The 11,533-nt window shown below is 69.0% G+C and carries 14 protein-coding genes; 8 read left to right on the forward strand and 6 right to left on the reverse strand.

The window, feature by feature from the left end:
- Positions 1-9: 9 nt before the first annotated feature.
- The 3 genes from tesB (at position 10) to JO059_RS11035 (ending at position 2,283) form a co-directional block, all read left to right on the forward strand.
- Positions 10-846, forward strand: a complete 837-nt coding sequence (gene tesB / locus JO059_RS11025; RefSeq protein ID WP_293316749.1) for an acyl-CoA thioesterase II — start codon at positions 10-12, stop codon at positions 844-846.
- Positions 843-1,439 carry a pyridoxal 5'-phosphate synthase glutaminase subunit PdxT gene (gene pdxT / locus JO059_RS11030; RefSeq protein WP_293316751.1) on the forward strand — a complete coding sequence of 199 codons (597 nt, stop codon included), beginning with the start codon at positions 843-845 and terminating at the stop codon, positions 1,437-1,439. Before tesB ends, pdxT begins: the two co-directional genes overlap by 4 nt.
- 91 nt (positions 1,440-1,530) lie before the next feature.
- On the forward strand, positions 1,531-2,283 hold the full coding sequence (locus JO059_RS11035; RefSeq protein ID WP_293316753.1) for a YebC/PmpR family DNA-binding transcriptional regulator: 753 nt from the start codon (positions 1,531-1,533) through the stop codon (positions 2,281-2,283).
- Between the two features lies 1 nt (position 2,284).
- On the opposite strand, the gene JO059_RS11040 is transcribed toward JO059_RS11035, so the two are convergent.
- The 5 genes from JO059_RS11040 to JO059_RS11060 are packed head-to-tail and all read right to left on the reverse strand — an operon-like array spanning position 2,285 to position 5,913.
- Positions 2,285-3,865 carry a polyamine aminopropyltransferase gene (locus JO059_RS11040; RefSeq protein ID WP_293316755.1) on the reverse strand — a complete coding sequence of 527 codons (1,581 nt, stop codon included), beginning with the start codon at positions 3,863-3,865 and terminating at the stop codon, positions 2,285-2,287.
- A complete protein-coding gene (locus JO059_RS11045; protein ID WP_293316757.1) occupies positions 3,862-4,317 on the reverse strand; it encodes a DUF350 domain-containing protein in 456 nt (151 codons plus the stop codon). Before JO059_RS11045 ends, JO059_RS11040 begins: the two co-directional genes overlap by 4 nt.
- A gap of 33 nt (positions 4,318-4,350) precedes the next feature.
- Complete coding sequence (locus JO059_RS11050; protein ID WP_293316759.1) at positions 4,351-4,782, reverse strand: DUF4247 domain-containing protein; 432 nt, start codon at positions 4,780-4,782, stop codon at positions 4,351-4,353.
- A complete protein-coding gene (locus JO059_RS11055) occupies positions 4,779-5,291 on the reverse strand; it encodes a DUF2617 family protein (RefSeq protein WP_293316761.1) in 513 nt (170 codons plus the stop codon). Before JO059_RS11055 ends, JO059_RS11050 begins: the two co-directional genes overlap by 4 nt.
- 10 nt (positions 5,292-5,301) lie before the next feature.
- Positions 5,302-5,913, reverse strand: coding sequence for a DUF4178 domain-containing protein (locus tag JO059_RS11060; RefSeq protein WP_293316763.1), 612 nt, complete (start codon positions 5,911-5,913; stop codon positions 5,302-5,304).
- Between the two features lie 204 nt (positions 5,914-6,117).
- Between JO059_RS11060 and ruvC the strand changes: the two genes are divergently transcribed.
- From ruvC to JO059_RS11085, 5 genes are all read left to right on the forward strand, one after another.
- Positions 6,118-6,669 (forward strand): crossover junction endodeoxyribonuclease RuvC, encoded by a 552-nt coding sequence (ruvC, locus tag JO059_RS11065; RefSeq protein ID WP_293316765.1) that lies wholly within the window; start codon positions 6,118-6,120, stop codon positions 6,667-6,669.
- Complete coding sequence (ruvA, locus tag JO059_RS11070) at positions 6,666-7,271, forward strand: Holliday junction branch migration protein RuvA (RefSeq protein ID WP_293316767.1); 606 nt, start codon at positions 6,666-6,668, stop codon at positions 7,269-7,271. The genes ruvC and ruvA overlap by 4 nt, the downstream gene beginning before the upstream one ends.
- Positions 7,268-8,326 carry a Holliday junction branch migration DNA helicase RuvB gene (gene ruvB / locus JO059_RS11075; RefSeq protein ID WP_293316769.1) on the forward strand — a complete coding sequence of 353 codons (1,059 nt, stop codon included), beginning with the start codon at positions 7,268-7,270 and terminating at the stop codon, positions 8,324-8,326. The genes ruvA and ruvB overlap by 4 nt, the downstream gene beginning before the upstream one ends.
- A 71-nt stretch (positions 8,327-8,397) precedes the next feature.
- On the forward strand, positions 8,398-9,093 hold the full coding sequence (locus JO059_RS11080) for a hypothetical protein (protein WP_293316771.1): 696 nt from the start codon (positions 8,398-8,400) through the stop codon (positions 9,091-9,093).
- A 75-nt stretch (positions 9,094-9,168) separates the two neighbouring features.
- A complete protein-coding gene (locus JO059_RS11085) occupies positions 9,169-9,561 on the forward strand; it encodes a DUF1304 domain-containing protein (RefSeq protein WP_293316773.1) in 393 nt (130 codons plus the stop codon).
- Between the two features lie 12 nt (positions 9,562-9,573).
- Here JO059_RS11085 and JO059_RS11090 read toward each other — a convergent pair.
- The coding region (locus JO059_RS11090; protein ID WP_293316775.1) for a thioester reductase domain-containing protein at positions 9,574-11,533 on the reverse strand (1,960 nt) is incomplete at its 5' end.

Below are 11,533 nucleotides of genomic sequence, written 5' to 3' on the forward strand. Positions count from 1 at the left end.
GAACCTCCCGTGTCGATCGAGCAGATCCTCGATCTCGAGCAGCTCGAGGTCAACATCTACCGCGGGAGCGTGTTCAGCCCGGGGTCGGGATATTTTCAGCGCACCTTCGGCGGCCACGTCGCGGGGCAGTCACTCGTCTCGGCGGTGCGCACCGTCGACCCGCACTACCAGGTCCATTCCCTGCACGGTTACTTCCTGCGGCCCGGGGAGGCGACCAAGCCGACGGTCTACATCGTCGAGCGCACCCGCGACGGCGGGTCGTTTGCCACCAGGCGCGTCAACGCCATCCAGCACGGGGAAATCATCTTCAGCATGGGCGCGTCCTTCCAGACCGACCAGGAAGGCATCCACCACCAGGACGCCATGCCGGCCGCGCCGCCGCCCGACGGCCTGCCCGGCCTGAGCTCGATCAAGGTGTTCGATGAGGCCGGATTCAAGCAGTTCGAGGAGTGGGACGTCTGCATCGTGCCGCGCGGACGCCTGGAACTTTCGCCCGGCAAGGCTTCCCAGCAGCAGGTGTGGTTCCGCCACCGCGACCCGCTGCCCGATGACCCGGTGCTGCACATCTGCGCGCTGGCCTACATGAGCGACCTGACGCTGTTGGGCTCCGCCCAGGTCAACCACCTCGACGTGCGCGAGCACCTGCAGGTTGCGTCGCTGGACCACGCGATGTGGTTCATGCGGGCGTTCCGGGCCGACGAGTGGCTGCTGTACGACCAGTCCTCGCCATCGGCCAGCGGCGGTCGCGCGCTGTGCCAGGGCAAGATCTTCACCCAGACCGGCGAGATGGTCGCAGCGGTGATGCAGGAGGGGTTGACCCGCTTCAATCGCGGGTTCCAGCCGTGAGCACTCCGAACATCGGGGTCCTGGCGCTGCAGGGCGACACCAGGGAGCACCTGGCGGCGCTGCGCGAAGCCGGGGCAGAGGCGACGCCGGTACGCCGCCGCGCCGAGCTGGACGCGGTGGACGGGCTGGTCATTCCCGGCGGGGAATCGACCACGATGAGCCACCTGTTGCTCGACTTCGAGCTTCTCGAGCCGCTGCGGGGGCGGTTGGCCGAGGGGCTGCCGGCCTACGGCGCGTGCGCCGGCATGATCCTGCTGGCCAGCGAGATCCTGGACGCCGGTGCTCGGGGCCGGCAGGCGCTGCCGCTGCGTGCCATCGATATGACCGTGCGACGCAACGCTTTTGGACGACAGGTCGACTCCTTCGAAGGCGATATCGCGTTCGCGGATCTCGACGATCCGGTGCGTGCGGTGTTCATCCGCGCGCCCTGGGTCGAGCGGGTTGGTGAGGGCGTACGGGTGCTGGCCCGGGCAGCGGGCCACATCGTCGCGGTCCGACAGGGCCCCAAGCTGGCGACGGCCTTTCACCCCGAGATGACCGGCGACCGTCGCATCCACCACCTGTTCGTCGACATCGTCCGGGGGGTCGCCTGAGGGGCGGCCCTCACGTACCTGGGGCCCACGCTGGGCGTCCACGTAGACTCGTTGGGCGACTTATCAACGGACGAAGAGGTACAGCACACCAATGAGCGGCCATTCCAAGTGGGCCACCACCAAGCATCAAAAGGCCGTCAAGGACGCGCGCCGTGGTAAGGAATTCGCCCGGCTGATCAAGAACATTGAGGTCGCGGCCCGCACGGGTGGCGGTGATCCCGCGGGCAACCCCACGCTGTACGACGCCATCCAGAAGGCCAAGAAGACGTCGGTGCCCAACGACACCATCGAGAAGGCCCGCAAGCGCGGCGCCGGCGAGGAGGCCGGCGGCGCCGACTGGCAGACCATCACCTACGAGGGCTACGCGCCCAACGGCGTCGCGGTGCTGATCGAGTGCCTGACCGACAACCGCAACCGCGCGGCCAGCGAGGTTCGGACCGTGATGACGCGCAACGGCGGCACGATGGCCGATCCGGGGTCGGTGGCCTACCTGTTCACCCGCAAGGGCGTCGTGACCCTCGAGAAGAACGGTCTCAGCGAAGACGACGTGCTGGCCGCCGTGCTGGATGCCGGGGCGGAGGACGTCAACGACCTGGGCGACAGCTTCGAAGTCATCTCCGAGCCCGGCGATCTGGTCGCGGTGCGCACCGCGCTGCAAGAGGCCGGCATCGACTATGACTCGGCCGAGGCGGGGTTCCAGCCGTCGGTGACCGTATCGCTGGATGCCGACGGCGCGGCGAAGGTCATGAGGTTGGTCGATGCGCTCGAGGACAGCGACGACGTCCAGGACGTCTGGACCAACGCCGACATCCCAGACGAGATCCTGGCTCAGATCGAGCAGTGAGCTACTCGTAACCGTGGCGCATGTCGTCGACGATGCGCGGATTGTCCAGCGTCGACGGCTCCAATGCGCGGGGCCCGATATCCCCGGCGAAGACCGTGGCGGCGTCGAGTACGCGCTGGTTGAGGAACCGCAGGGGAGGCGCGTCGGCCGGCACCCGCGGAGTGGGCGCCGCCTCTCCGGGCTGCGCCAGCGCGAAGCCCCAGTCGCCGAACGTGGGCACGTGCACGTGATAGGGCGTGACCGCATAGCCGGCCGACCGAATGGTGGAGACGGTTCGCCAGAAGGCGGTCGGAGTGGAAAACGGGCTGCCCGCCTGCACCACCATGAGGCCGTTGGGGGCCAGCGCCCGCGCGGCCAGCGCATAGAACTCGGTCGAATACAGCCGGCCGAGAACGGGGGTGTCGGCATCGGGAAGGTCGACGATGATGGCGTCGAACGGCCCCGAGGCCGCCACATTGGTGCCCCGCAGCCAGGTCATCGCGTCGCCGATCACGACGTTGACGCGCGGATCGTCCAGCGATCCGCCGTTGGCGTCGCGCATGGTGGTACGCGCCAGGTCGATCACTGCGGGGTCGAGCTCGACCTGCACGATCCGTTCGATCCCGCGCTGGCGCAACAGCTCGCGGGCGGCCAGGCCGTCGCCGCCACCGAGCACCAGCACCGAGCGGGCGCCGGCGCCCAGCGCCGGGTAGACAAGGGTTTCGGTGTAGCGGTATTCGTCCCGGGTGGAGAACTGCAGGCCCCCGTCGAGATAAAGACGCATGTCGTTGCCGCGGCGGGTCACCACGATCTCCTGGTAGGGGGTGTGCCGGTAGGCGATGATCGGATCGGCGTAGAGCCGCTGCCGGCTCGTCGTCTCGATGTCGGCCGACCGCACCAGCAACGTGGCGAGCAGGCCGAGTGCAGCCGCGAGCGCGCACAGCGCCGTCGCCAGCTGGCGGGGGGAAACGACGCTGCGCAGCAGACAAATCGCCACGATCGCCGCCGCGGCCAGGTTGACGATCCCGGTCGCCGCCGCACCCCGGATCATCCCGAGCTGCGGCAGCAGCGCGAACGGCCAGACCAGCCCGCCCAGCAGCGCGCCGAGGTAATCGGCGGCGTTGAGGTTGGCCAGCGCGCGGCCGGCCTCGGCCGCGCCTGAGGTGCGCCCGCGCTGCAGCAGCGTCATCAACAACGGAACCTCGGCCCCGACCAGCCCGCCGATCAGGGCGGTGCTCACCCCCAGCACCCAGGTCGACCCGACCGAGCCGTCCAGGAACGCGAACACCGCGTAGAGCGCCGCCGCCGACAGGCCACCGACGACGCCCAACAACGCCTCGACCGCGATGAAGGTGATCGCCGCGTGCGCGAGCAGCGGCTTGACCAGCAGCGCGCCCGCTCCGAGCGCGGCGATGTAGCCCGCGACAATCAGTGACGTGGCGACGATCCCGCCACCGTTGAGGCTCGCCGACAGCGTCAGCAGCGCGAGTTCGTAGATGATTCCGCACGCCGCGCAGGCGGCCACGGCGGCCAGCAGGACGGCGCGCCACCGCCCCGAAGACGACCGGACCGCGCCGGGCGCCGCCACATCGACTGCGGTCATGAGACTGCGGCGGCGGTCACGCCTCCCACGGCCAGCAGTATGAGGGCGACCGCGAAGGAGCCGGGGTGCAGCGCGGGCTCGTCGACGTGCTGGTGGAAGTCCCCGGGGATCAACAAGTGCATCGTCAGCAGCGCTATCCCCAACAGAATCACGCCCATCAAGCCATACACCGCCACGCCGAGCAGCCCCTGACCGAGTTGGCTGTAGCTGTTGACGATGGCGGTGACGATGACGGTGGTGAGCGCGATGTACATCGCCCCTGCGACGACCACGGCATTGGGCCTGCGATCGATGAACACCAGCTGTCGCAGCTTTCCGGGGGTCAACACGTCGACCATGTAGAAGCCGACGATCAATACCCCCATTCCGACCAAGAAGTACAACAGCGTCGCGACCGCGCCGCGCAGGATGGGATTCACGTCGACGTTGCCTATCTCGACGGCGAGGTACATGGTTGTCTCCTTTGCATTGGACTCGCTAAGCCGTCACTTGGTTCCGCCGGGTCCGCCGGGGCTGCCGCCGGCGCCTCCCGACGGGGAGCCGGGATAGAACCCCGGCCCGAGGAACACGAACGCGCCATGGCTGTATCCGGCGCTCAGGGGCTCGACGCGGATGCTGCACGGGTAGGTGCCGTCGGGACCGACGATCACGATGTTGTTGCTGTAGCGCAGGTATTCGCTGTCGCCGTTGGCGACCCGTGCCTCCGGCGTCGCGTAGTCGGCGAGCGCGTCGGCGACCTGATCGGCCGGGCCGCTGCACTGGTAGCGCGTCCCGTTTACGTCGTGGGCATACTCGTGGTAATGGCCCGCGATGTAGGACCCGATGTTCTTCTGCTGCAGCTTGATTCCGAAAATCAGCGACACGACGGCGGCGAGTGCCAGCGCACCGGAGATCAGGAACAGCCGATTGCGGCTCATGGGCGCCATCGGCTCGCCGTGTGGACCACGGTCCCGCCCGAGCCCAATGGAGTCCGCGGGTACAGGTGCCAGGTTTGCCACCGCCAGCCGGCGCCCTCCGGCTCGGCCGCCAGCGCCGTGAGCGCGGCGTCGTCGCCGGGAAACGTGCCACCGAGCCAGTCCGGTTCGCGCGCACAGCGTTCGCGGAGCTCGCGCGCGAGACGGCGGAAGCCCGACTCGTCGAGCGTCTCGGTGCTCGAGCGCAGGCGGTAGCCGGGGCCATCGGTGCGCCGCGGCAGGTCGCCCCCGAGGTCGCGGGCGGTGCAAGAAACCTGCTCGGAGAAGGACCCTTCCGCGTGCTCGACCGCGACGACGTGCGAGGCACCCAAAACCCCGAGCAGCAGCGCGCCGCCGTCGGGGTGCGAGAGCGAACAGGTGGCCAGCGGCGACGGCGCGGGGGCGTTGAGCGCTAGTCCCAGCCTCTCGTCGGATACGTCCGCCGGGGTCACGGCGAGCTGATGAAGCGGCACCTCGGCGGTCCTACGGGGAGGCGGCTGGGGGCGCCGGATAGATGGTGAGCTCGCCGGGCAGCACCGACTTGCCCGTCGAGATCTCCCAGGGCATGTCCGGGGCCCAGCGCTCGAAGGAGAGCAGCGCGGACTCGTCGGCGTTGGCGCAGTCGAGGAACTCCATCTCCCCGCCCGCCGGCAGGCCGGTGGTGCCCTCCGTGGTGTAGGAGGAGCGGCCGCGCTCCGTCTCGTGAAACTGGACCCCGTCGACGACGTATTGGTCGCCGGGCTGCAGCCTGACGTCCTTGCGGGTGACCCACAACGCCAGCTTCAGGCGACCGTCGTCCTCTTCCACGGTCAACCACAGCGGCTGGTCGCCGCCTTCGAGCAGGTGCTCCCACCACACGAACGGGCCCTCGCGGAACGTCACGGAGCCGCGGACGACATAGTCGACACCGCCGTAGCTGACGATGGCGCCTGGGCCGAGTTGGCGGGGCCCGAACTGCGGCATCGCGTTGAAGCTGAGCGGGTCCTGACGCCCGCGGGGGTGGGCCGGTTTTTTGGGCCGCCGCAAGGCGATGACCAGCACCACGATCGACCCGATGAACAGCACCGCCGCGAGGACGAGCAGGAGTGTTCCCACGCCACACCTTCCGTTGCCACAGCGCCACAGCGAACGTGCGCTATAAGTTAACAGCTTTTGCCCGGAACAGGGCCGCGTGTCGCGCCCGCATCCTGTCGGACCCAACGGCTAGGCTATCGAACAGCTGTTCGGTATCCGGGGGACGGAAATACGCGGGATGGAAAAACGAGGGATGGAATTCGAGGGAGAAAGTGGGAGCGGCTGATGCGCGTGATGGGCGTCGATCCCGGACTGACGCGGTGCGGGCTGTCGGTGGTCGAAGGCGGGCGCGGGCGAGATCTCGTCGCGCTCGATGTCGATGTCGTCCGTACCCCGACCGATGCCTCGGTCCCCGAGCGATTGCTGGCCATCAGCGACGCCGTCGAGCACTGGCTTGATACCCATCGTCCCGACGTCGTGGCAATCGAGCGGGTGTTCTCCAGGCTGAACGTGACCACGGTGATGGGCACTGCACAGGCCGGCGGGGTCATCGCGTTGGCCGCGGCGAAACGCGGCACCGACGTGCACTTCCATACCCCCACGGAGGTCAAGGCCGCGGTCACCGGCAATGGCGCCGCCGACAAGGCGCAGGTCACCGCGATGGTCACCAAAATCCTTGCCCTGCAATCCAAACCGACGCCCGCCGACGCCGCCGATGCGCTGGCGTTGGCAATCTGCCACTGCTGGCGGGCACCGATGATCGCTCGAATCGCTCAGGCCCAACAGAAGGCCAACGAGAAGGCCAAGCTGCAAGCCAAGATCAAGGCGGTCCGATGATCGCCTCGGTGCGCGGCGAGGTCCTCGAGGTGGCCCTCGACCACGCCGTGCTCGAGGCGGCCGGCGTCGGTTACCGGGTCAACGCGACGCCGTCGACACTCGCGACGCTGCGACAGGGCAGCGAGGCGCGGCTGATCACGGCGATGATCGTGCGCGAGGATTCGATGACCTTGTACGGGTTTGTCGACACCGACACGCGTGACCTTTTCCTCACGCTGTTGTCGGTGTCCGGGGTGGGGCCGCGGCTGGCGATGGCGACCCTGGCGGTGCACGACGCGGCGGCGCTGCGGCAGGCATTGCACGACGGCGATGTCGCGGCGCTGACCCGGGTCCCCGGCATCGGAAAACGGGGCGCCGAGCGGATGGTGCTGGAACTGCGTGACAAGATGGGCCCCGCATGTGCGGTCGCCGGCGCACCCGCGGCCAACGGGCATGCCGTGCGCAGCCCGGTGGTGGAAGCCTTGATCGGCCTTGGCTTCGCGGCAAAGCAGGCGGAGGAGGCCACCGACCGGGTGCTGGCCGACGGCCGGGAAAACGGTGAGGCCGCGACCACGTCCGGCGCCCTGCGGGCCGCCCTGTCGTTGCTGGGCAAGGCCGGATGACTACCGACTATTCGGACGGCTATTCCGATCGCGAGGTCTCACCCGCGCTGACGGTCGGCGACGGCGATCTCGACGTCAGCCTGCGGCCGCGTTCGCTGCGGGAGTTCATCGGTCAGGCCCGGGTCCGCGAGCAGCTGCAGCTGGTCATCGAGGGGGCCAAGAATCGCGGCAGCACGCCGGATCACATTCTGCTGTCCGGTCCGCCGGGGCTCGGCAAGACGTCGCTGGCGATGATCATCGCGGCCGAGCTGGGGTGCTCGTTGCGGGTGACCTCCGGTCCGGCGCTGGAACGCGCCGGTGATCTGGCGGCGATGCTGTCCAACCTGGTGGAGCACGACGTGTTGTTCATCGACGAAATTCACCGCATCGCCCGGTCGGCCGAGGAGATGCTCTATCTGGCCATGGAGGACTTCCGCGTCGACGTGGTAGTCGGCAAAGGCCCGGGGGCGACGTCGATTCCTCTCGAGGTGGCACCCTTCACCCTGGTCGGCGCCACCACCCGGTCCGGCGCGCTGACCGGCCCGCTGCGCGACCGTTTTGGGTTCACCGCCCACATGGACTTCTATGAGCCCGCCGACCTGGAGCGGGTGCTGGCGCGTTCCGCCAGCATCCTGGGCATCGAGCTGGGCGCCGAGGCGGGCGAGGAAATCGCCCGCCGCTCGCGAGGAACGCCACGGATCGCCAACCGGCTGCTGCGCCGGGTCCGGGACTTCGCCGAGGTGCGTGCCGACGGCGTGATCACCCGCGACGTCGCCAAATCCGCGCTGGCGGTTTACGACGTGGACGAACTTGGGCTGGACCGGCTGGACCGCGCGGTGCTGTCCGCGCTGACCCGCGGGTTCGGTGGCGGACCGGTCGGGGTCTCGACGCTGGCCGTGGCGGTCGGTGAGGAGGCCGCGACCGTGGAGGAGGTCTGCGAGCCGTTCCTCGTCCGCGCCGGCATGATCGCCCGCACCCCGCGCGGCCGGGTGGCCACCGCCCTGGCCTGGACCCACCTCGGCATGACACCGCCCGCCGGCGCGACCGGGCTGGCCCAACCGGCGTTGTTCGACTAAGCCTGACGAGGTTATATCGCGAAACCGTCGGGTACTCAGCCAGCAGTAACTACCTGCTGGAGGAGATCCCGATGAGGCAAACGCACTCCGACTATGAACGTCCACGCGCGCTCTACATGCCCCGCACCCGCGGCGCGCTGACCGGACTGCTCCTGATCCTGTTGGGTGCCTGGGGTGCGCTGGTGCCGTTCTTCGGACCCAACGTCGACTGGGCGTATTCGGCCGACCCGGCATGGACGTGGACGGCCGCCAAGGGATGGCTCGAGGTGCTCCCGGGCGCGGCCACCGCGCTGGGCGGCCTGCTGCTGCTCGTCGCCGGCAATCGCGCCACCGCCATGTTCGGTGGGTGGCTGGCGGTTCTCGGGGGCGCCTGGTTCGTAGTCGGCCGGGCGTTCGCGCCAGCACTCGGTATCGGCGACGTCGGTCAGCCCGTGGCCGCCACAGAGCTTAAGCGGGCCCTGCTGGAAATCACCTACTTCACCGGTCTGGGCGCGCTGATCGTGTTCCTCGCCGGCGCCGCCCTCGGGCGGGTCGCGGTCCGGCACGCGCGCGACATGGTGGTCGCCGAAAGGGCGCCCGTCGCCGCACCCATGGCCGCCGGCGCGCCGGCGCGCGAACCGGCCATCTACAACGAGTCCCGCGATGTGCCGGCGGCGCAGACCGACCAACTGGCCGCCGAGCCCGAACCGCGTGGGCGCACCGGCGGCCTGTTCCGTCGGCGCACCGGCGGCGGCCTGTTCGGGCGTCGCCACCACGCTGACGTCTAGAGGCTGGCGTCTAGAAGCTGGCATCTAGAGCCTGGTGCCCTTGCGCTGCGGCGCCGAATTGGCTGAACTTCCCCTATGACCGCCGTCGGGTTGGTATTCGCAGCGCTCGCCGCGCTGCTGCATGTCTACATCTTCACCATGGAGTCGCTGACCTGGACGTCGCCGCGCACCCGCGCCACGTTCGGCACGACGGCCGAGGAGGCCGAGACCACCAAGCTGCTGGCCTTCAACCAGGGCTTCTACAACCTCTTCCTGGCGATCGTCAGCGGCGTCGGCATCGCGTTGGTCGTCATGGGGCATCGCGCCGCCGGGGCCGCGCTCGTGTTCGCCGGGGTCGGATCGATGGCCGCCGCCGCGGCGGTGCTCCTGTTGTCCTCGCCGGACAAGGCGCGGGCCGCCCTCGTCCAGGGCGCATTCCCGGTGATCGCGATCGTGCTGTTGGCGATCGGCCTCAGTTCGTCATCCTGATCGTCCTGCGCCTCACAGCAGTCCGAGCAATTGCAGGTCGGTGATGTACTTGACGATGATCGGCGGCGAGACATGCGGAATGTCTTTGTCGGGACCGATTTTCGCCTCCTGGACCGCGGCGCGGAACCGGTCGGTCGGCGCGAGCGACCCGCGCATCGGCCGTTCCGGCTTCTGGTAGTTGTGCAGCAGCGGCAGCAACGAGTATTGGCGTTGCCGCTCGGGCAGGGCGCGCACCGCCCCTTCGAATCGCCGGAGCCACTCGCCGTAGTCCGCGACGCGGTGGAGCGGGTAACCGGCGTCGATGAGCCAGTCGACGTACTCGTCGAGCCCGATGCCGTCGTCGTGGGGGTTCATCACGTGATAGGTCGCGAAGCCTTCCGAGTCCTCGGAAGTCGGCACGCCCAGCGTCGAGATCGCCGCGGCGATGAACTCGACGGGCAGGCCGTCGTAGTGCGAGCGCTGACGATTGCCCTCGGCGTCCAGCTCGTAGAACGAGCCGGGCGCGACACCCGTGGCCACCAGGCTCAGCATCAGCCGGGTGAACATGTCCGGCAGGTTGAGCTGACCCGCGTAGCTGGTGTCGGCCAGGATCATGTCGCAGCGGAACACCGAGACGGGCAGACCGCACAGGTCGTGGGCCTCGCGCAGCAGCACCTCGCCGGCCCACTTGCTGTTGCCGTAGCCGTTGGCGTAGCTGTCGTTGATCGCCCTGGTCGGGCTGATCTCGCGAATGTCGGCGTCCTCGACGAACTTGCCCGGCTCGATCTGGTCGCCCACGCCGATCGTCGACACGTACACATACGGCTTCTGCTTGCTGGTGAGCGCGATCCGGATCAGCTCGGCGGTCCCGAGAGCGTTCGGGCCGAACAGCTCGCTGTACGGCAGGACGTGGTTGACCAGGGCTGCCGGGTCGACGATCAGGTCGACAGTGTCGGCCAGCCGCTGCCACGTCTCCCGGTCCAGGCCGAGGTTTGCTTCGCCCTTGTCGCCGGCGATCACCTCGAGATGATCGGCCGCCAGCCGCCGGTAGTGCTCCAGCAGCGTCGGGTCTTTACTGTCGAAGGTCCTGTCGAGCCGGGCGCGCGCCTCCTCGTTCGACCGCGCCCGCACGAGCGCGATCACCTTGCCGTCGACGAGGTCCATGCGTTGGAGCCACTCGAGCGCCAGGTAGCGGCCGAGGAATCCGGTCGCACCGGTCAGCAGGACGGTGCGCACCTCGGAGGTGGGCTTCGGCAGCTGCGGCGCGGCGCTCAGCGTCGACGCCTCGAGGAATTTGTCGAGCGTGAGGTCGCTGGCGTGCACCTCGATGAGGTCCCGACCGTTTGCCCCGCCATGTAGCCCGCCATGTATTAAGGCGAAGGTCGGCCGCTTGGTGCCCTTGCGCTCGCCCTCGATGTAGCCGGCGATCGCGCGCAGGTCGTTGGCCGGGCTGACGATGACGCCCACCGGGACGTCGATGTCGAAGATCTCCCGCAGCAGGTTGCCGAACGACAACGCGGACAACGAGTCCCCGCCCAGGTCGGTGAAGTGCGCGTCGGGGGAGAGGTCGCCGGCCGCGGTGCCCAACATGGCGGCCGCGGCGCGGGTGACGCTCTCGAGCACCGGACGGTCGGCGCCGGTCCGCCGCAGCTCGGCCAGCTCGTTGGCCTGGCCCTGCGCCAGCTCGGAGTACAACTGCTCGAGCCGCTCGCCGTAGTGCTGCTTCAGCTTCGGCCACGCCAGCTTGCGGATGCCGGTCAGCAGGCCGTTTTCCAGGCTGAACGGCGTCGTCTCGATGAGGAAGTCGCGCGGGACCTCGTAGGACTGCAGGTTGGCCTCGCGGGCAACGTTCTGCAGCGATTCGGCGATGCGGGCCTTGAGCGTCGCCGGGTCGTCGAAGCGGGCCAGTGCGTCATCGGTCGGCACCACAACCCCCAGCAGGTACGGCTGCGCGCTGTTGCCGTAGACATAGATCTGCCGAACCAGTGGGCTA

It is taken from the genome of Mycobacterium sp., assembly GCF_019247615.1.
In the GTDB taxonomy this organism is placed as follows: domain Bacteria; phylum Actinomycetota; class Actinomycetes; order Mycobacteriales; family Mycobacteriaceae; genus Mycobacterium.